Raw genomic sequence first — 19,974 nt, forward strand, 5'->3', positions numbered from 1 at the left:
CGACAACAGAACCTGGCAGCCCAACACGCCTCAGATCACCACTGCGGCGGCTTGACAGGCTCATTGAGAGTCCTTTCGGTTGACGTTGCTGCCCATCACAACCTCGGCCGGCCCACATCGATGCCGCTGCCACGGGACCTGTTCGCTTCCTGCTGAGAGGCTCTGCCTACTACGCTGTCGACATGGAGCTGCGGCAACTTCGGTACTTCGTCGCCGTTGCCGATGAGCTGAATTTCGGGCGTGCCGCCGAACGGCTGCGTATCGCCGGGCCGTCACTGTCCCAGCAGATCAAGGCACTCGAGCGTGACCTCAAGGTGGAGCTGTTCGACCGGGACCGGCGATCGGTGCGCCTGACCGCGGCAGGCGCGTCGCTGTTGCCGCACGCCCGGTCCCTGGTGGCGCAGGCCGATGAATTACGCAGGCGGGCAATCGGTTTGTCGAACTCCGAACCGATCCGGATCGGCTACGTCAACTGGTGCCCGACCGACCTGGCCGAGCGCGCGGCCGGTGTCGCGCAGCTGCGCGTCGACACGTGGGTGATGCCGTCGCACGCGCAGGCGGCCCGGGTTGCCGAGGGCATCCTCGATCTGGCCATCTGCTGGGTGCAGACCGGTGACCTGGAGGACCTCGAACTGGAAGCCCGGCTGATGGGGGTGGACCGGCTCTTCGCGCTGTGCGTCGGCGCCGACGACTCTCCCGTGCCGGCGAAAGACACACTGGTGCTGGTGGATTCGGACACGGCGAGTTGGGAGTCGTGGAACCGCTACGGTGAGCAGTTCGCCGCCGACACCGGTGCCCGGGTGATGCGCACCGACGACGGCGGCGTCACAGGCCCGACGTTCTTCGAGCATGTCCGCCAGCTGGGCCGTCCGGTGCTCAACAACCCCAGGGGGCAGACCGACGCCCTGCCGCGAGACCTGGTGCGCCGTCCGGTGATTCAACCGACTCCGCTGTGGACCTGGTCACTGGTGTGGCGGCGGGGAGAAGACAACCCTGCCGTGCACGCTGTCGTCGACGCGCTCACGCGGGACGCCGCCGTCGGGATCGACGACGCGGCGTGGCTGCCGTCCACTGATCCACATCAACAGCGCGGCCAGGGCCGCCAGTAGCACGACAGCGGCACCGGCGAGCAACGCCTGCTGAAAACCGTTGTGCAGCAGGGGTGCCACCGCGACGGGCCCGACGATCTGGCCGACGGAGTACCCCGTCGTCAACAGCGCGACGGCGCCGGGGAACTGCAACGCGCGGCCGGCGGCGAGCGCCAGGGTGCTGATGCCGATGAACGTGCCGCCGAACAGCACCGCCCCGGCGAGTGCGGCAACGCTGTTCCCGGTTCCCGCCCAGGCGATTCCGGCGGCCTGCAGCAACAACGCGGCGACGAGCAGCGCCGGATACGAGAATCTGCCGGTGAACCGCGCCCACAAGGCAGCCGACGGCGCGGCGGCCAGGCCGACCAACAGCCACACCGCACTGCCGAGTCCGCCCGGTGACTGCTGCGCGACCGCGGCGACCAGGAACGTGCCGGCGACGATGTAGCCGACGCCCTCGAGGGTGTAGCTCGCCATCAGCAACGCCAGCGGGCCGCGGGCGCTGCCCTGTTCGTCGGCAGGAACTTTCGGTGTGTCGCCGGAGGTCCCGGGGCGCATGTGCCAGGCGAACGCACTGAGCAGTGCGGCCAAGACCGTCGCCGCCCACCAGGCAACCTGCCAGTCCTTCGTGGCGGGCAGGGCCGCGGACAACGCGATGCCGATACCGACGCCGCTGAACGCCCAGCCGGCGTGGTGGGCCGGATGACCGTGATCCATCAGTGTGTTGACGGCGATCACGAAGACCAGAGCGCTGGCGATGCCGGCAACCAGCCGTAGCGCGCCCCACTCGATGACGCTGGTGCTCAGCGCCATTGCCGCCAGCGTCGCCACCAGGATCGCCAACGACGCCCGGCACGCGAGCACGGACCGGGCCAGCCGTGGCGAGACCGCGGCGCCCACCGCGCCGATCAGGTAACCGACGTAGTTGGCGGTGGCAAGCTGCCCCGCGGCCTGCGCGGTGAGGCCGGCGTCGGCCGTCATCAGCGGCAGGATCGGCGTGTAGGCGAAGCGGCCGATGCCCATCGCCGCGGCCAGGGCTGCCGCGGCGCGGGCGATCGAGAGCCAGGCGGACTTGGGCATACCTCATGGTGCGTGGCGGGGCGCGTCGCTCGCCACGACCGGTCTCCTTGCAGCTGTGAGGAATTGCCTCACAGGCGGCTCACGGTGCGACGAAGTGCTCGGCGGAGAGGACCCCGGACAGCCGGTCTCTCAGCTCGGCGGAGAACCGCAGAACCAGCGGCAGGGGCCGATGGTGGATCGCCGCGCTGGTCACCTTGCCGTCGGCATCGCGATCGAGAATGGTGATACCGCGGATCGTCAGGCCACCGAAAGCGGTTGCTCGCCACTGCAGGTAGCTGGTCGACCCGGCGTGCGCGGACTCGGTGAACTCCAACGTCTCGTAGATCGAACTCGCGGTGGCCATCACGGTGGCGACGAGTTCTCTGCCCCGGATTGGGGCCATCAGTGCGGTGGCATCCAGCACGATGTCGTCGGCGAATTCCGCGGCGAACGTGGTCCGGGATTGCTGCGCGAAACCGTCCTGCCAGCCGCTCATTTCGTCCCTCCGGAGGCGGACCAGGCGGCGGTGTCGATGGGGGAGAAGTCGGTCGGCTTGCCGTCGAGGCGGCCGGCCCGCCGGGTGCTGAGCGTCTTGACGACGTCGTCGGGCAGTGGCGTCGTGAAGATGTTGTCGATCAGCGAGTATTCGGCGGCCAGGCGCCCGAACGCGCCCAGCGCGCCGACGTCGATGCGTCCGTTCGGCAGGTAGAGCTCGTCGCGGACGTGAATCTTCTTCACCCGCCCCCACACGACGTGATCGGGTAGGGGCGGCATCTCGAAGATGCGGTCCACCACGCACTCGAACGAGATCGGGGCCTCGGCGATACGCGGTGCCGAGATGGTCTCCGACGCGGCCTTGTGGAGACCGAGCGCCTCGAATTCGTCGACGTCATGGTCGAATTCGAATGCCGAGCGATGCACGGTGTCCGCATTGTCGATCGTCGCGATGTTCACGACGAACTCGCCTGTGTCGCGGATGTTGACGAAGGTGTCTTTCAGCGTGACGCCGTCGGACCGCGGCTGCAGGCTGATGGACAGCATCGGTGGCATGCGGCCGACAACGGTGAAGAACGAGATGGGCGCGATGTTGCCGACGCCTGCGGTCGAGGCGGTGCTGACCCAGGCGATGGGCCGGGGTAGGACGCTGCCGATCAGCAGCTTGTAGCTCGAGGTGGGATCGAGATCGGTGGGGTCGATGACCATGACGGAATGCCTTTCAGGACAGGAGGGCCAGGGCGCTGTACCAGACCGGCCCGACGTTCAGCCGGTCCGGATACAGCCGGATCATGTAGTCGAAAAACTCACGGGGACTGGGCTTTCCGGCCAGCAGCCGCTGGGCGTCGTGCAGGTAGTCGCGGGTCTGGTCGATGATCGCCGGATCGTCGGGGAGGTCCTTGTTCTTGTGTCCTGCGACCACGGCGCGGGGCCGGAGTGCGGCGACCTGGTTGAGGGCCTGCAACCACGACCGGATGCCACCGTGATCGCTTTCCAGCAGGTACTGGTGCACGCCGTTGTAGGCGACGTCGCCGGCGACGACCAGTCCGATCGACGGCACGTGCAGCACGGTGGTGTCGTCGGTATCGGTGTGGCCCACCTCGATCGGCACCAGGCGCTGACCCTCCAACTCGAACCCGTCGGGGGGAACCTGTTGGTAGACAACGGGGCTCGGTGGGATCATGCCGGGAAAGTCGACGTCCCACATCTGGGCGCGGCCCGCCACGGCCTGCTCGTGCGTGGGAACGCCGCGGTGATCCTGGTATTGGCAGGGCCAGGTTTAGGCTCAGACGATGGTGAAGGGGAATGCGCGTTCGCAGTATTCATTCCGGCGACCCTGGCCCCCGTGGCCCCAGGGTGGGCGGGAATTCTCCTGAGGTGGTGGGTGCTTTGATCCGGCATGGATATGAAATTCGAGATCGCCGTCCTGCCGGTGTCGGATGTCGACCGGGCCAAGGACTTCTACGAGAAGTTGGGCTGGCGGCTGGACGCCGACTTCGAGACCGCTGCGGACTTCCGGGTGATCCAATTGACTCCACCAGGTTCCGGTGCTTCGGTCATCTTCGGTACCGGCGTCTCTGACGCGGTGCCGGGCTCGGTGGGCGGGCTGCACCTGGTGGTCGACGATGTTGTGGCGGCGCGTGCTGAGCTCGTTGGCCGTGGCATCACAGTCAGCGAGGTGTTTCACGACGAGGGTGGTGTCTTCCACCGCGCCGGGACGGCCGGCCGGGTCGACGGTCCAGACCCGGAGCGACGCAGCTACGCGTCGTACGCCTCGTTCGAGGATCCCGACGGCAACGGTTGGGTGCTGCAGGAGATCACCACGCGGTTGCCGGGGCGATAGTCGCCAGCGGAAACACGGAAGATACTGGCGCCCAGGTTAATTCGATGCACCACTCAGTTGGTCGACGGTGTGGGTGGTGGTTCGAAGGGTTGGTACCACCACCATTGGGCGCGTTCGCCGGTCGGTCCGGGGCACGGCGGCACATCAGGAAAGGGCGTCGTCGGTGGCCTTGCCAGGGATCCACCGTCGAGTTGTCGGCCCGCGGCATCGGTGACGACCAGCCGATCAGCCGGACCGGTGATGGTGATGACCCGCTGGTGATGCAGCCGGTGGTGATACGGGCACACCAGCACCAGGTTGTGCAGCTCGGTTTCCCCGCCGTTCTCCCAATGAATGATGTGATGCGCGTGCAAGCCGCGGGTCGCCCCGCAACCCGGTACCCGGCAGCACCGGTCGCGGTGTTCCAGCGCGCGGCGCAGCCGCCGGCTGATGGTGCGGGTGCTGCGCCCGGCGCCAATCGGCTGACCGTGCTTCTCGAGCCACACCTCGCACGTCGCATCGCACAACAACAGCCGGCGTTCGTCGTCGGTGAGCACCGACCCCACATGCAATGCAGCCGCGCGCTTTTCGAGGTCAAAGTGCACCACCACGGCGGTGTGCTGCCCATGCGGACGACGTTCCACATCGCTGTCCCAGCCGGCCTCCACCAGGCTCATGAACCCATCGACCTGGTTCGGGAACGGCGGCACCACATCCGACACCGGGTCACCGGTTTCTGAATTCTCGTGGTCGCGTTTCCAGTCCGCCACCAACGCATCCTGATGCGACGCCACCGCGGCATCGAACTTCACCGCCTCCAACTTCGGCAGCCGGATCTTGTACGTGGCCGACCCGTCCTCATGGCTGGTCTTGCGGATCGACCGCTCCGGCTCCGGCGCCGACTCCGGCTCGGGGCGCGGCTCCAACTTCACCGCAGTCCGCAACTGGGTGACCGTGGCGCTCTCGGCGAACTGGGCGTAATGCTCATCCGAACCGTCGGCGGCATGCTCGGCGACCACCCCGACCTGATCCAGCGACAACCGGCCCGCACGCATCGCCTCAGCGCAGCGCGGGAACTCCTCCAGCCGGTGCGCCACCGCCACCATCACTTCCGCATTACGCGGCGACACCCCGGTTTTCCACGCCATCAACGACGCCATCGACCGGGCACCCGTCGCGCCCCACAGCCCGCCACGATCGATCTCGGCGGCAATCTCCACCAGCCGCGCGTCGATCGCGTTGCGCTGACCGGTCAGCTCACCGATCTCCGCGAAGTACGCGTCCATACGCTCACACGGCGACGGCGCTTCAACTGCGAAAGCCGTTGCCGTGCTGGACATAACACCATCAAAGCAGAAGGGTCCGACAAGTTTTCGCACCCTGAAGCAGGGCGAGAAACTCGGGTCTACGCCGGATCAGTCCTTCTCGATGACACCCTGCGCGGTCCGGGCCCGGTCCTCATAGCTCTTGCGCTTGGCAGCGTCGAACTCCAGGAAGACCGTGTCCAGCCCGAGCGCCTTGTTCATCCCGCGGCGGCCCTTGGGCGGAAGCAGCTGTGCCAGCTGTGCGGTGAAGCGCAGCGGCGGCGGGACCGACACGTGGGTCTTGGGCTTGTCCAGGGTCTTGATGATGGCCGCGGCGATGTCCTCGGGTTCCACCGGCTTGATGGCGCCACCGGACTTGGTGCCCGAGATCAGCTCGGTGTTGGTGAACGGCGGCATGATCACCGAGACGTTGACGCCGTGGGGAGCCATCTCGTCCGCCAGGGCCGTGGACAGGCCGACGACGGCGTACTTCGCCCCGACGTAAACCACCTGACCGGGCAGCGGGATGAGGCCCGAGAGCGAGGCGATGTTGATGATGTGACCGCTACGGCGGCTGACCATCTCGGGAAGCGCGAGCTGACAGCCGGTCAGGACGCCGTAGACGTTGACTTCGAGGGAAGACCGGATCGACTGTTCCGTCTCCTTCAGGAACGGGCCGACCGGCATCACGCCGGCGTTGTTGATCAGGACGTCGAGGTGGCCGGCGCCGTCGCTGCGGGCCTTGTCCAGGAACACTTCGAAGGACTCGCGGTCGGTGACGTCGAGCGGGTACCCGGTGGCCGGACCGAGTTTGACCAGCTCAGAGACGGCCGACTCGAGTACTGCGACGTCCCGGTCGCCGATGACGACGCGCGCGCCGCGGGCGAGAAGGGCCTTGGCGGTGGCGTAACCGATGCCTCGTGCGGCTCCGGTGATGGCGATGGTCTTGCCGCGGATGTTGTCCATGGCCGCAAACTTTACACGTGTCAAGTTTTGAATTGAAGCCCTGATTTGGCCACCCCGGCGGGCTACTGTCGGGGGCATGACGCGCGCGCTGCGGACTCAGGTTTGTGTAGCCGGTGGTGGACCTGCGGGTCTGGTGCATGCACTGCTGCTGGCGCGCGCCGGCATCGAAGTCGTCGTACTGGAGAAGCACAACGACTTCCTCCGCGACTTTCGCGGCGACACCGTCCACCCCACCACGTTGCGCATCATGCACGAGCTGGGGTTCATCGACGAGTTCCTGAAGTTGCCGCACACCAAGATCAACCGGGTCTGCATGGACGCCGACGGCACCCTGCGGACGTTCGGCAGTTTCGGCGCCCTGAAGGCGCTGCGGTTCCCCGAGCCCTACATCGCGCTGATGCCGCAGTGGGACTTCCTGGACTTCCTCGCGGAAAAGGCTTCCGCCTACCCGGAATTCAGGTTGATCCGCAACGCGGAGGTGACCGACCTGATCATCGAGGGCGGCCGCGTCGTCGGCGTGCGCACGCCCGAGCTGGAGGTGCGCGCCGATCTGGTGGTGGCCGCCGACGGCCGTAAGTCGGCGGTGCGCGCGGCGTCCGGGCTCCCCATGGCGAGCGCGCACAGCCCCATGGATGTGCTGTGGTTCCGGCTGGGCTGGCGCCCCGGCGATCCGCAGGAGCTGTTCGGGATCATCCGCAAGGGTCTGTTGATGGCGATGATCTATCGCGGCGACTACTGGCAGGTCGCGTACCTCATGCCGAAGGGCGCCAATCCGCAGGGCGGCTCACTCGACGACTTCAAGGCCCGGCTCGTGTCTGTACGGCCGCAGCTGCGCGAGCACGTCGAGGACCTCAAATCGTGGGACGACACCAGCCATCTCGATGTGCGGGTGGACCGGCTCAAGACCTGGTGGCGGTCGGGGCTGCTGTGCATCGGCGACGCCGCGCACGCGATGTCACCGGCCGGCGGCGTCGGTATCAACCTGGCGGTGGCCGACGCGGTCGCCGCCGCCAACATCCTGTGCGGTCCGCTGCGTAACGGCCTGCTCGCCGACTCGGATCTGGCCAAGGTGCAACGCCGCCGCGAGTTGCCGACCCGCATCATCCAGGCCGGCCAGGTGCTGGCGCAGAACCAGTTCATCGAACCCAACCTGGCCGGCGACCTGTCACCGATCAAGGTGCCGTCATTCGTGGGAAAGGGCCCGCTGCAATACATTCCGCCGCTGCTCGTCGGCCGCGGTTTCCGTCCCGAACACGTGCGGACCCCGGACGTCCACTCGGCATGACGGACGCTGTCAGCTGACGGTGACGTCGTCGATGTCGATGGTCACCGTGACCATGTCGCGCACGGGCTGCCCGTCGGCGTCGCGGACGTAGACGACGCGCTTGGTCGGGAGCACGATGCCGTCGAACTCGGTGTGGTTGTCCGAGTAGTGCGCGGCCGGGGAGTCGCCGGCGATGTCGACGTCGTAGTCGCGCCGCCGGATCAGGCCGTCCGAATCGATGTAGAGGGTCTGCTGGGTGCTGTGGGTGGCGATGGAATCGGGGTACTTCACACCGAGCCGGCGCCACGTCTGGCCGTTCTCGTGCCACGTGCCGAGCTCTTCGGTGTGGACACCGGGCAGCGTCAGCGAATACGGCTCGGACAGGTACGTCCACATCGCGTAGCCCGCGAAGTAGGCCAGCTGCAGCGTGGACCACGGCGTCTCGAGGGTGTGTCCGGCGAAGGAATCACGAGGAGAATCCAGTGTTTCCAACGTCTTTGGCGAGTCATCGTCGGTTTCGATGACGACGCGGCCGGGGCGGTACGCGGAATGCAGCCCGGGCTCGGGCAGCGGGTGGTGCCATGCGAGTTGGTCCTTGGGACTGATCTCCACCCGCGAATCATCGAGAATGCCGTCGACGCCCTTGAGTCCCCACAGTCCGCCGCCGATGAGCTGATGGATCTTGATGCGGTTGACCTGCTCCCAGCGCTCCTGGCCGCCGGATGCGGAGATGACTTCGTGCAGCAGGGACATGGCGTGCTCCTTTGATGACGGCGGCCGCCGGGTGGCGGTCCACAATCGACCCTGCCTCGGCAGGTTGGCATGTGGGAGGCCGCGATCTTCCTGGTACCGAGGGGGACAGGATCGGGGCGGCTGCCCAACTGAGCGCTGCCGAATCCGGGTTGCTCCGCCGATCAGGTGGATACGCTTGATTTGTGCTTACCGGTTGGGCCGTCGGGTGTCTGCTGCTGGTCGCCGCCGTGCTGGTGTTGGGGGCCGGCATGGCGGCGCGCACGTACATCGGCGGGACGCCCCAGGATCACCCGCATCGCCGGCGCGCACGCGCGGTGCGCTGGTCCACGTTCGGCAAGGTGTTCTACGGCCCGATCAACCGTGACACCCAGGGCAACAACACTTTTGACGACGAAGAGCTCGATCACATGCTCTTCCTGCCGGCGGTCGTCGTGGCCGGCGGACTGCTCCTGGCCGGGTTGTTCGTGCTGTTCCTGGAGCTGGTCAAACACGGCGGGTGACGGCGACCGGCGTCAGCGTCGCTGCAAAGCGAGTTCAGCGGCCTCCCGCACCGGGCCGCGCCACGCGGGCCCGTGGCCGGGCAGCAGCACCTGGGTGTCCAGCAGACCGAGCGCCGACAGGCTGCGTTCACACGCCGCCTCGTCGTGGTTGAAGATGTGCGGCAGCAGCTGCGGGCCGCCCTTGGTGATGAGGGGGTGACCGGTGACCACTGCGTCGCCGGCCACCAGCACGTCGCCGAAGACGTAGGAACAGTGTCCGCCGGTGTGCCCTGGACTGGGAATCAGCTGCGGACTGCCCGGCAGCGTCGCCGCGACGTCCTCGGTGAGGGCCTGCGCGGTCGGAATGCCCTCGCGCACCAGCCCGCCCTTGCCGACGATGTGCATCGACCAGGCCAGGTACCGCGGGTTCCAGGCCCGCGTCAGGAGGTCGGCCGGTGAAACCTGTTCCAGGTATTCGCGTTTGGCGTGACCGACCTCGGCGCCGTGGCAGAACACCGGTGTGTCATGGGTTTTGGCGAACCAGATGGCTGCGCCGAGGTGGTCGACGTGCGCGTGGGTGAGCAGAATCGCCCGTACGTCGCCGGCCTCGAAGCCCAGGTCGCGCAGTGAACGCAGGACGTCATCGCGCTGGCCGGGAAAACCCGCGTCGATCAGGATCACCCCGCTGTCGTCGCTGACCAGGGTCCAGTTCACCAGGTCGGTTTGGGCGAAGTGAATATTTTCGGTGATCGCGCTCAGGGCTGCCGCCATGTGGCGAGTGTAGGCAGAGTAGAAAAGGAACTGCAGAGGCGACGAACAGGAACGGGACTCATGGCTGAACTCAGGCTGGGATACAAGGCGTCGGCGGAGCAGTTCGCGCCGCGTGAACTCGTCGAGCTGGCGGTGGCCGCCGAGGCGGCGGGCATGGACAGCGCCACCGTCAGTGATCACTTCCAGCCGTGGCGCCATACCGGCGGCCACGCACCGTTCTCCCTGGCCTGGATGACCGCGGTGGGCGAGCGCACCGAGCGGCTGGTCCTGGGCACCTCGGTGCTGACCCCGACGTTCCGTTACAACCCGGCCGTCATCGCGCAGGCGTTCGCCACGATGGGCTGCCTGTACCCCGACCGCATCTTCCTGGGCATCGGCACCGGTGAGGCGCTCAACGAGATCGCCACCGGCTATGAAGGCGAATGGCCCGAGTTCAAGGAGCGCTACGCGCGCCTGCGTGAGTCGGTGCGCCTGATGCGTGAGCTGTGGCTCGGCGACCGCGTCGACTTCGAGGGCGAGTACTACAAGACCAAGGGTGCCTCGATCTACGACGTGCCCGAGGGTGGTATCCCGATCTACATCGCCGCGGGCGGGCCGCAGGTGGCCAAGTACGCCGGCCGTGCCGGCGACGGCTTCATCTGCACCTCGGGCAAGGGCGAGGAGCTGTACAAGGACAAGCTCATCCCCGCCATGCGCGAGGGCGCCGAGGCCGCGGGCAAGAACCCCGACGACGTCGACCGGATGATCGAGATCAAGATCTCGTACGACCCGGATCCCGAACTGGCTCTGGAGAACACCCGCTTCTGGGCGCCGTTGTCGCTGACGGCCGAGCAGAAGCACTCCATCGACGACCCGATCGAGATGGAAGCGGCCGCCGACGCGCTGCCCATCGAGCAGGTCGCCAAGCGCTGGATCGTGGCGTCCGACCCGGACGAGGCCGTCGAGAAGGTCAAACAGTACGTCGACTGGGGCCTGAACCACCTGGTGTTCCACGACCCCCGGCAGGACCAGCGCCGCTTCCTGGAGCTGTTCAAGACCGACCTTGAGCCTCGCCTGCGCAAGCTGGCGTGACGGAAGGCCGGGCTCGGTAGGCTTATCGCCGTGCCCGACGCCACCGCGATCTACATCGCCTCACCCGAAGGCGACACCGGCAAGTCGACCATTGCGCTGGGGCTGTTGCACCGGCTGGCGGCCACGGTCGCCAATGTCGGGGTGTTCCGCCCGATCGTGCGTGCGGGGACCGGCCGCGACTACATCCTCGATTTGTTGCTCGCGCACAGCACCGCGGGCCTGGACTACGACGACTGCGCCGGGGTCACCTATCAGCAGTTGCACGACGATCCCGATGCGGCGATCGCAGACATCGTCGACCGCTACCACCGCGTCGCCGACAAGTGCGGTGCGGTGGTGATCGTCGGCAGCGACTACACCGATGTCGCCTCGCCCAGCGAGTTGTCGATGAATGCCCGCATCGCGGTGAATCTCGGTGCGCCCGTGTTGCTCTCGGTACGCGCCGCTGATCGCACACCCGGCGAGGTGGCCCATGTGGTCGAGCTGTGCCTGGCCGAGCTCGCGGCCCAGCACGCGCACACCGCCGCGGTCGTCGCGAACCGGTGCGCCCCTGACGAACTCGCCGACGTGGCCACCGCACTGCAGCGGTTCACACCGAAAAGCTATGTGCTGCCCGAGGAGCCGCTGCTGGCGGCGCCGACGGTGGCGGAGCTGCGGGACGCGGTGGGTGGCACGTTGATCAGCGGCGACGAGGAGCTGCTGACGCGCGAGGTCATGGGAATGATGGTCGCCGGCATGACGGCCGAACACTGCCTGGAGCGGCTGCGCGAGTCCATGGCCGTCATCACCCCGGGCGACCGCTCCGATGTGGTGCTGGCCATCGCCAGTGCCCATGCCGCGGAAGGCTTTCCGTCGATCTCGTGCCTCATCCTCAACGGCGGCCTGCCGTTGCACCCATCGATCGCCAAACTGGTTGCGGGCCTGGGGCTGCGGTTGCCCATCGTGGCCACCGAGCTGGGCACGTATGACACCGCCCGCGCCGCGTCGACGGCGAAGGGCCGGGTGACGGCCACGTCGCTGCGCAAGGTCGACACCGCGCTGGCCCTCATGGACGAGCATGTCGACGTGGCGGATCTGCTTGCTCAGCTTGCGGTCCCGATCCCGTCGGTCGTCACGCCGCAGATGTTCACGCACCAGCTGCAGGATCGGGCCCGGGCGGACCGCAGGCGCATCGTGCTGCCCGAAGGCGACGACGACCGGATTCTGCGGGCGGCGAGCCGGCTGCTCGCGCGCTCGGTCGCCGACCTGACCATCCTCGGCGACGAGCCGACGGTGCGGGCGCGGGCTGCCGAGCTGGGCCTGGACCTCTCGGCCGCCGTGGTGCTCGATCCGCGTACCAGCGAGCTGTGCGACCAGTTCGCGGCCCAGTACGCCGAGCTGCGCAAGAAGAAGGGCGTGACCCTCGAGCAGGCTCGCGAAATCATCCACGACGTCTCGTATTTCGGCACCATGCTGGTGCACAACAACATGGTCGACGGCATGGTGTCCGGGGCGGCGCACACCACCGCACACACCGTCCGGCCGGCATTCGAGATCATCCGTACCGCGCCGGACATCTCGACGGTGTCGAGCATCTTCCTGATGTGCCTGGCCGACCGGGTGCTGGCCTACGGCGACTGCGCGATCGTGCCGGACCCGACGTCCGAGCAGCTGGCCGACATCGCGATCAGCTCGGCGCAGACCGCCGCGCAGTTCGGCATCGAGCCGCGTGTGGCCATGCTGTCCTACTCGACCGGCGATTCGGGGACCGGCGCCGACGTCGACAAGGTCAGGGCGGCAACGGAATTGGTCCGCACGCGGGCACCGGAGCTGTTGGTCGAAGGGCCGATCCAGTACGACGCCGCCGTCGAGCCGTCGGTCGCCGCGACGAAGATGCCGGATTCGCCGGTGGCCGGCCGGGCGACAGTGCTGATCTTCCCGGACCTGAACACCGGCAACAACACGTACAAGGCGGTGCAGCGCAGCGCGGGCGCCATCGCCATCGGCCCGGTGTTGCAGGGCCTGAACAAACCCGTGAACGACCTGTCCCGGGGCGCGCTGGTCGAGGACATCGTCAATACCGTTGCCATCACGGCGATTCAGGCTCAAGGAGCGAAATGAGCGGGCCGGTACTGGTACTCAATTGCGGCTCGTCGTCGGTGAAATACCGCTTGGTGCAATCGGCTTCGGGCGAGTCGCTGGCCGACGGCGTGATCGAGCGGGTGGACGATTACCCGAAAGCGTTGCAGCAGGTGTTCGATGCGGTCGGTGCCGCCGGAGTGTCGGCCGACGAGATCGCGTGCGTCGGTCACCGCGTCGTGCATGGCGGCCGGCGGTTCTACCGGCCGACCGTGATCGACGACGAGCTGGTCGCCGAACTTGAAGAGCTGGCCCCGCTGGCGCCGCTGCACAATCCGCCGGGGCTGCTGGGCATCGACGCGGCCCGCAAGCTCTTGCCGGACGTATCGCACGTCGCGGTGTTCGACACGGCGTTCTTCCACGATCTGCCCGCGGCCGCGGCCGAGTACGCGATCGACCGGGAGGTTGCCGACAAGTGGCACATTCGCCGCTACGGCTTCCACGGCACGTCGCACCAGTACGTCAGCGAGCAGGCCGCGCAGTTCCTGGGTCTGCCCCTGGAATCGGTGAATCAGATTGTCCTGCACCTGGGTAACGGCGCATCGGCGTCGGCGATCGCCGGCGGTCGGCCGATCGACACCTCGATGGGTTTGACGCCGATGGAGGGTCTGGTGATGGGGACGCGCTCCGGTGACGTCGATCCCGGCATCATCATGTACCTGTCGCGCGCCGCCGGGATGTCTGTCGAGGACATCGACGTCCTGCTGAACCGCCACTCGGGTGTATCGGGATTGGGTGGGGCGACCGATTTCCGCGAGCTGCACAAGCGCATGGATGCGGGCGACGACGCGGCCCAGCTGGCCTACGACGTCTACATCCACCGGCTGCGCAAGTACATCGGCGGATACCTGGCGCTGCTGGGCGGGGCCGATGTCATCACCTTCACCGCCGGGGTGGGGGAGAACGACGCCGCCGTCCGCCGCGATGCGCTCGCCGGCTTGTTGGCGCTCGGCATCGAGGTCGACGAGGAGCGCAACCTCTCCCCGAACCGCGGTGCGCGCCGGATCTCCACCGACACCTCACCGGTGAGTGTGCTGGTCATCCCCACGAACGAGGAACTGGCGATCGCGCGGGCCTGCGTCGACGTCTGCAAGGTTGTCTGAAGGAACCTGCCAGGGTCGCGGCGTAGCTTGCGCTCGTGCCCTTACTGACCGGGACGTTCGACCCCGTAGCGGTGGTGCTGGTGCTGCTCGGCATCGGTGCCCTGGTGCGGCTGCGCCGACGCGTGTCTCGTGCCCGATCGTGGTGCCTCGGTGGCGCCATCGCGGTGTGGGCACTGGCAACGCTCAGCGCCGTCGCGGTCTATGCGCCGATGCTGTTCTGGGTGCGCGCGCTGCAGGTCCTGCTCCTGCTGTACGTGGTGCCGCTCCTCCTGGCGCTGAGCCGTCCGGTCTCGATGGTGGGAACCGTGCTCGACCCGGTGCTGAATTCCACTGCCACGCGGGTACTGCTGTCGCCGCCGGTGACGTCGGTGCTGATGCTGGTGACGCCGTGGCTGCTGTACCTGACCCCCTGGTACGTCACCTCGATGACCGGACCGCTCGCGTCAGTGACGCGACTTGTGCTGCCGGCCATCGGCTTTGGCTACTTTTATGCCCGCTTGCAGGTCGACCCGGTACCGCGGCGTTACCCGCCGTTGCTGTCCATCGGGATCAGCGTGGCCGAGGGTCTCGGTGACGGCATCCTCGGGCTGGTGCTGTGGCTGGGCCCGGTGATCGCCTACGACTACTACGCCGGACTGCACCGCGACTTCGGCCCGAGCATCCGGCAGGACCAGAGCTACGGCGCCGGGATCCTGTGGATTCTGGGTGACGTGCTGGGCGTGCCCTTCATCCTGCTGCTGATGCGTGCCTTGGGTTCCGACGAACGGCGCAAGGCGGCTGAGGTCGATGCCGAACTCGACGCGGCTGCTTCGGCCACCCCGCCGGCGGCCGCTGCCGACGAACCGGAGGCCGACGCACCGCCGAGCGGACTCTGGTGGCAGAGCGATCCGCAGCTGCGTGACCGTTACCGCTGAGCGAGTCGTGGTCGGCGTGTCGTCGCTCCTGTGGCACTTGCGATTTCAGCCCGTCAACTTTCATTGACTGTCCAGGAAAGCTGACGGACGCAGATCGAATGTGCCGAGGGAGAGCCGACACGCCCATGGCGACACGCCGAACTAGAACGTACTGACCGGCCGCACGTTGTTGGCCAGGTCCACCAGGGCGTACCGGTGCGCCTTGGTCGGCGCCACCCGGGCCAGCCCGCGCAACGAGGCCTCGACGCCGAGGCGGAGACCGTGTTCGGTGAACGGGAAACCCAGGATGTGGTTGGTGCTGGCGGTGTGGTCGGCCAGCCAGTCCAGCGCCGTGCCGAGGACCAGTGTCCGGATCTGCAGCACGCGCGGTTCGGTTTCCGGCAGCGCCTCCACTCGCCGGGCGGCATCACGGATTTGGCGTTCGGTGATCTCTGCGGTGGTCGGCGCCGACAGCAGCGTGACGGCGCTGGTCAGCCGTGCGGTGGTGAAATGCCTTGAGGTGGCCGGAACTTCGTCCAGGGTGTGCACCGCGGCCTCGCGGTCGCCGGCCAGCGCCTGCACCCGGGCCTGGCCGAAACCGGCTGAGATGATGCCGTTGTCGGTGTTCCACACCGTCTGATAGAACGCCCGTTCGGCTTCCGATCCGGACAGTTCGGCGGTGGCCGCCAACGCCACCTTCGGAGCGAGTTCACCCGGCAACGTGTTGAGCACCTCGGTGAAATCCTTCGTCGCGGACTCGTAGTTGCCGGACAACAGTTCGCCCACGGCGCGGAACCACACCAGCCGCCAGTGCCAGCCGATCCGGTCGGCCAGGTTCTCCAGCTTCCGGTTGGCTTTCGCCACGTCGCCGAGGTCGAGCAGGGCACGCACCTCCATCAGGGGCAGCTCGACCGAGGTGGACAGGTCCACCCCTTCCGAGTCGAGGGAGCCCTCGCGGGCAGCGCGCAGCGAATCCAGGGTCTGCACCGGCTGGCTCAGCAGGCTGGCCGACAGCACGGCCGCACCGACGTCGGCCGGGTCGACCAGCGGCACCTGCAGCGCCCGGACAATCTCTGGGGCCGTGATCTTTTCGGTGTGCTGCTGTCCGTCGATGTACACGTCGGTGTGGGCCACCAGCATGTTGACGCCGAACGTCGACCGCGACGGGCTGAACACCGACGACAGACCCGGCCGCGGCGTCCCGGTGTCCTGGGCGACGACCTCGCGCAGCACGCCGAGCAGCTGCCCGGACATCTCCTCGGCGCTGCCGAACCGCCGGCGTGGGTCGGGGTCGATCGTGCGGCGCAGCAACCGGGCGAACGAATCGTATTGCAGCAGAATCGGATCGTCCTCGGGGAGCCCGTCGACGTAGCGGCCCTTGTCGGTCTTGAGGTTCAGCGTCAGGGCCGCGAGGGTGCGGCCGACGGTGTAGATGTCGGTGACGATCGTCGGTCCGGTCCGGACGATCTCCGGCGCCTGGTAACCCGGTGTGCCGTAAAGGAACCCGAACGAGTTGATGCGCGATACCGCGCCCAGGTCGATGAGTTTGAGCTGCTCCTCGGTGAGCATGATGTTCTCGGGCTTGAGGTCGTTGTAGACCAGTCCGATCGAATGCAGGTAGCCCAGTGCGGGCAGGATCTCCAGCATGTACGCGATGGCCTGGGCCACCGGCAGTTTGGCGCCTTTGGCCTGTTTCAGCGACGTGCCGCCGACGTACTCCATCACGATGTAGCCCACCGGGTCACCGTGCTTGTCGGCGTGCTCGACGAAGTTGAAGATCTTCACGATCGCCGGGTGGGTGACCTCCGCGAGGAACTGTCGCTCGGCCATCGCGATGGCCTGCGCCTCGGCGTCGCCCGAGTGCACCAGGCCTTTGAGCACCACCGGGCGGTTGTTGACGTTGGTGTCCAGGGCAAGGTAAATCCAGCCCAGCCCGCCGTGTGCGATGCAGCCTTTGACCTCGTACTGGTCGGCCACCATGGTGCCCGGACTCAGTTGTGGCAGAAACGAATACGCGGCGCCGCAGTGTGGGCAGGAGCCTTCGGACCGGCCGGGTTCGCCGTTCTCGGAGCGGCCGACGGGCTTGCCGCAGGACCAGCAGAACCGTTTGGCCTCGGCCACCACGGGATCGGTCATCAACGCGGCGAGCGGATCCTGGTCCACCACCCGCGGCACCTCGACCAGGCCGCCGCCCAGGCGCCGGATGGGCGAGACCCGGGTGGTCGCGGTGACGAGGCCGGTCGGCGCGGAATCCCGTTCGGGCGGAACCGGCACCGGGATGCTCATCGAGTCGTCGAACAGTGGCCGGAACACGGCTTGCGTGCCCATCGGCCGCATCGTGGCCAGCGAATCCCACGTCACCTCGACGGCCTGGGTGCCGGGGTCGGTGTCGGGACCCGCGTCCACCGGACCCGCATCCACCGGGCCCGCCTCAACGGGGCCTGTCGTCGCTTCGCTGTCGGGCATCAGTCGCTGTACCTCGGTACGGGTGGGTTCGGCGTCGAGCCGAGCACGGTCAACCACTTGCGGTACAACGTGTTCCACGTGCCGTCGCGGCGAATCCGCTCCAACGTCCCGTTGACGAACCGCACGAGACCGGTGTTGTTGAGGTTGATTCCGATGCCGTACGGCTCCTCGGCCATGTTGGGGCCGACGATGTGCAGGTACGGGTCCTGCGCCACCAGACCGGCCAGGATCGCGTCATCGGTCGACACCGCGTCGGCCTGCCGCTGCTGCAACGCCACCAGGCAGTCCGCCCAGGTGACCGCTTCCACGAGGACCGGCGGCGGGGTGATGCGCTGCAGGCGTGCCTTCGAGGTGGTGGCCTTCACGACGCAGACCCGCTTGCCCGACAGGTCCGCGGGCCTGCGGACGTCGGAGTCGCGGGTGGCGAGGATCCGTTGCTTGGCGGAGAAGTACTCGGCTGAGAAGTTGACGAGCTTGCGCCGGTCGCACGTGATGCTCATGGTCTTCACCACGATGTCGACGAGATTGTGCTGCAGCGCCGAGATCCGGTCGTTGTCGGACAGGATGCGGTACTCGACCTGTGACGGGGTGCCGAAGATGTCGCGGGCCACCTCCCCGGCGATGTCGACGTCGAATCCGGTGATCTGCCCCGTGATGGGGTCGCGGAACGCGAACAGGTTGCTGCCGATGTCGAGCCCGACGATCAGCCGGCCGCGGTCCTTGATGTTGGTGACGGCCGCCGCGGCGGCCTCGGGCGTCGGGAACGGCCGCAGGCTTGCGGTGCAGTCGGACTTGTCCTCCGGGCCGAGCTCCGGCACGGCGGACTGCACCTCCATGCCCGCGGGTGTCGGCGGCGCGATGGTGATGCTCTGCGGCGCGACGGGCGGCGGGGCCTCGCCGCAGCCGGCGGCCACCAACACCGCGACCATCGCCGGGACCAACCGAGAACGCATCGTGAAACTCATCGGTATTCACTCAACCTCGGCCACAGCCCGAGCGCCACCGCGAGTGCCGCGGCGAAGCTCAACGCGGCCGCACCGACCGTCGCCCCGGACAGCGCCTGGCGTCCGTTCAGGATGTCGCTGCGCAGCTGCTTGCGGCTTTCGTCGATGGCCTTGGAGAGCGCTTCGTCGAGCTTGTCGAACGCCGGCGTCGAATCGTCTTCGCTGGTACCCAGCGCCACCTGGGTGGCGGACTGGTAGTTGCCGGTCGAGATGTAGGCGTTGATCCGGTCGTCGGCGGCACGCCACCGGCGGATCAACTGATCGGCGCCGTCCAGGTCCTTCTTGCCGATCGCATCGGGGCGACGCATGTAATCCCCGAGCTGCTGCTGGAGGGCGTCGATGCGGTGGTAGTACGACTGCTTGCGGACGCTCTCGTCGCCCCGCCGGATCAGCGACAGCGTCTCGTCCGCCCGCGCCTGCTGTGCGGTGATGGCCATGCTCGTCACAGTTTGCAGCGACGCTGCCGCGTTGCGGGCATGCCGGGTGTCGGTGGTCGAGATGATGAGCGTCGCGCCGATCCAGATGATCATGATCAGTACCGCCATGCCGCCGGCGACGAAACCGATGTTGACGCGCCGGCGGGTGTGCTGGGCCAGCCAGCGGTTCGAGAAGAAGCCGAACATCAGCGTCGCCGCGACCACCAGGATCACGGGGGCGGGCACCTGCGACGAGCCGCTGGTCTCCGAGTTCACCCGTGCCGAGGTGTTCTCGTAGAGCCGCTGGGCGTCGGGCAGGATCTGGGTCTGCATGAGCCATGACGCCTCGGACAGGTACGACGAACCCACCGGGTTGCCGGCGCGGTTGTTGGTCCGCGCGGTCTCCACCAGGCCGGTGTAGACCGCCAGCTCGGCATTGATGTGCCCGAGCACCTTGACCATGGGCTCGTCGGTGATGCCACTGGACGCGGCCGTGACGGCGACGGCGGCGTCCGTGATGGCCTGCTCGTAGCGCTGCCGCAGATCCACCGGCTCCGAGCCGGCGATGAAGGCGGTCGCGGCGGCGGCATCGGCGACTGACAGCGTGGTGTAGAGCTGGCCGGCCGCGAACGCCAGCGGCTCGGTGTGGTCGAGCACGGTGGTCAGGGCCTGCTGGCGGGCGTGGATCGTGGTCGAGGTGGCGAAGGCACACGCGAGGACCAGGCTGGCGAGCATCAACCCGATCAGGAGGATGCGGCCGGGGGTGGTCCACATGAACCACCATCGAGTGTGCGCGGGAGTCCCGGGGGACCGAGATACCACCGGCTCGGTCGAAGGGTGCGCCAACTCCACCGTCACGTGTGCGCCGACCTCAACTTTCCTGACCCGTTGGCCCTGCCGAA

At 67.7% G+C, this 19,974-nt stretch carries 18 protein-coding genes and 1 pseudogene; 8 read left to right on the forward strand and 11 right to left on the reverse strand.

What is annotated here, in order from left to right:
* The first annotated feature begins 182 nt into the window (after positions 1 to 182).
* Complete coding sequence (locus ACJH7A_RS25790) at positions 183 to 1,109, forward strand: LysR family transcriptional regulator (protein ID WP_064857501.1); 927 nt, start codon at positions 183 to 185, stop codon at positions 1,107 to 1,109.
* Positions 1,110 to 1,148: 39 nt separating this feature from the next.
* Here ACJH7A_RS25790 and ACJH7A_RS25795 read toward each other — a convergent pair.
* The 4 genes and pseudogenes from ACJH7A_RS25795 to ACJH7A_RS25810 all read right to left on the reverse strand — a co-directional run.
* Positions 1,149 to 2,168: pseudogene (locus tag ACJH7A_RS25795) on the reverse strand (YbfB/YjiJ family MFS transporter); the annotation flags it as partial.
* A gap of 79 nt (positions 2,169 to 2,247) precedes the next feature.
* The gene (locus ACJH7A_RS25800; protein WP_064860058.1) at positions 2,248 to 2,643 is read right to left on the reverse strand and encodes a nuclear transport factor 2 family protein; all 396 of its coding nucleotides are present in this window, start codon (positions 2,641 to 2,643) and stop codon (positions 2,248 to 2,250) included.
* Complete coding sequence (locus tag ACJH7A_RS25805) at positions 2,640 to 3,350, reverse strand: flavin reductase family protein (protein ID WP_064860059.1); 711 nt, start codon at positions 3,348 to 3,350, stop codon at positions 2,640 to 2,642. Before ACJH7A_RS25805 ends, ACJH7A_RS25800 begins: the two co-directional genes overlap by 4 nt.
* 13 nt (positions 3,351 to 3,363) lie before the next feature.
* The gene (locus tag ACJH7A_RS25810) at positions 3,364 to 3,867 is read right to left on the reverse strand and encodes an MBL fold metallo-hydrolase (RefSeq protein ID WP_406802945.1); all 504 of its coding nucleotides are present in this window, start codon (positions 3,865 to 3,867) and stop codon (positions 3,364 to 3,366) included.
* Between the two features lie 174 nt (positions 3,868 to 4,041).
* Here ACJH7A_RS25810 and ACJH7A_RS25815 point away from each other — a divergent pair, with 174 nt between their 5' ends.
* Positions 4,042 to 4,485, forward strand: a complete 444-nt coding sequence (locus ACJH7A_RS25815; protein WP_133427863.1) for a VOC family protein — start codon at positions 4,042 to 4,044, stop codon at positions 4,483 to 4,485.
* A 53-nt stretch (positions 4,486 to 4,538) separates the two neighbouring features.
* On the opposite strand, the gene ACJH7A_RS25820 is transcribed toward ACJH7A_RS25815, so the two are convergent.
* On the reverse strand, positions 4,539 to 5,804 hold the full coding sequence (locus ACJH7A_RS25820) for an HNH endonuclease signature motif containing protein (protein WP_406802946.1): 1,266 nt from the start codon (positions 5,802 to 5,804) through the stop codon (positions 4,539 to 4,541).
* A 75-nt stretch (positions 5,805 to 5,879) separates the two neighbouring features.
* Positions 5,880 to 6,734 (reverse strand): SDR family oxidoreductase, encoded by an 855-nt coding sequence (locus ACJH7A_RS25825; protein WP_060998982.1) that lies wholly within the window; start codon positions 6,732 to 6,734, stop codon positions 5,880 to 5,882.
* Between the two features lie 76 nt (positions 6,735 to 6,810).
* Here ACJH7A_RS25825 and ACJH7A_RS25830 point away from each other — a divergent pair, with 76 nt between their 5' ends.
* The gene (locus ACJH7A_RS25830; RefSeq protein ID WP_082762307.1) at positions 6,811 to 8,019 is read left to right on the forward strand and encodes an FAD-dependent oxidoreductase; all 1,209 of its coding nucleotides are present in this window, start codon (positions 6,811 to 6,813) and stop codon (positions 8,017 to 8,019) included.
* 9 nt (positions 8,020 to 8,028) lie between these two features.
* Here the strand turns inward: ACJH7A_RS25830 and ACJH7A_RS25835 are convergent, their stop codons facing one another.
* Positions 8,029 to 8,751, reverse strand: a complete 723-nt coding sequence (locus ACJH7A_RS25835; RefSeq protein WP_060998980.1) for a hypothetical protein — start codon at positions 8,749 to 8,751, stop codon at positions 8,029 to 8,031.
* Positions 8,752 to 8,933: 182 nt separating this feature from the next.
* On the opposite strand from ACJH7A_RS25835, the gene ACJH7A_RS25840 reads away from it, so the two are divergent.
* Positions 8,934 to 9,251, forward strand: a complete 318-nt coding sequence (locus ACJH7A_RS25840) for a hypothetical protein (protein WP_060998977.1) — start codon at positions 8,934 to 8,936, stop codon at positions 9,249 to 9,251.
* A gap of 12 nt (positions 9,252 to 9,263) precedes the next feature.
* Here the strand turns inward: ACJH7A_RS25840 and ACJH7A_RS25845 are convergent, their stop codons facing one another.
* Entirely contained in the window at positions 9,264 to 10,001 is a 738-nt protein-coding gene (locus ACJH7A_RS25845) for an MBL fold metallo-hydrolase (protein ID WP_064860062.1), read from the reverse strand.
* 60 nt (positions 10,002 to 10,061) lie between these two features.
* Between ACJH7A_RS25845 and fgd the strand changes: the two genes are divergently transcribed.
* The 4 genes from fgd to ACJH7A_RS25865 are packed head-to-tail and all read left to right on the forward strand — an operon-like array spanning position 10,062 to position 15,207.
* A complete protein-coding gene (gene fgd, locus ACJH7A_RS25850) occupies positions 10,062 to 11,072 on the forward strand; it encodes a glucose-6-phosphate dehydrogenase (coenzyme-F420) (protein ID WP_133427859.1) in 1,011 nt (336 codons plus the stop codon).
* Positions 11,073 to 11,102: 30 nt separating this feature from the next.
* Positions 11,103 to 13,172 (forward strand): phosphate acetyltransferase, encoded by a 2,070-nt coding sequence (gene pta / locus ACJH7A_RS25855; RefSeq protein ID WP_135356046.1) that lies wholly within the window; start codon positions 11,103 to 11,105, stop codon positions 13,170 to 13,172.
* Positions 13,169 to 14,293, forward strand: coding sequence for an acetate kinase (locus tag ACJH7A_RS25860; protein ID WP_064860065.1), 1,125 nt, complete (start codon positions 13,169 to 13,171; stop codon positions 14,291 to 14,293). Before pta ends, ACJH7A_RS25860 begins: the two co-directional genes overlap by 4 nt.
* Before the next feature lie 35 nt (positions 14,294 to 14,328).
* Positions 14,329 to 15,207 carry a cytochrome c oxidase assembly protein gene (locus tag ACJH7A_RS25865; RefSeq protein WP_226519742.1) on the forward strand — a complete coding sequence of 293 codons (879 nt, stop codon included), beginning with the start codon at positions 14,329 to 14,331 and terminating at the stop codon, positions 15,205 to 15,207.
* 141 nt (positions 15,208 to 15,348) lie between these two features.
* Here the strand turns inward: ACJH7A_RS25865 and ACJH7A_RS25870 are convergent, their stop codons facing one another.
* The 3 genes from ACJH7A_RS25870 to glnX form a co-directional block, all read right to left on the reverse strand.
* Positions 15,349 to 17,523, reverse strand: a complete 2,175-nt coding sequence (locus ACJH7A_RS25870) for a serine/threonine-protein kinase PknG (protein ID WP_374704258.1) — start codon at positions 17,521 to 17,523, stop codon at positions 15,349 to 15,351.
* Between the two features lie 128 nt (positions 17,524 to 17,651).
* Positions 17,652 to 18,605, reverse strand: coding sequence for a glutamate ABC transporter substrate-binding protein (locus ACJH7A_RS25875; RefSeq protein WP_061003644.1), 954 nt, complete (start codon positions 18,603 to 18,605; stop codon positions 17,652 to 17,654).
* 8 nt (positions 18,606 to 18,613) lie between these two features.
* Positions 18,614 to 19,930 carry a protein kinase G-activating protein GlnX gene (gene glnX / locus ACJH7A_RS25880; RefSeq protein ID WP_061003639.1) on the reverse strand — a complete coding sequence of 439 codons (1,317 nt, stop codon included), beginning with the start codon at positions 19,928 to 19,930 and terminating at the stop codon, positions 18,614 to 18,616.
* Positions 19,931 to 19,974: the final 44 nt, after the last annotated feature.

Source organism: Mycobacterium sp. SMC-17 (genome assembly GCF_045310915.1).
GTDB lineage: Bacteria > Actinomycetota > Actinomycetes > Mycobacteriales > Mycobacteriaceae > Mycobacterium.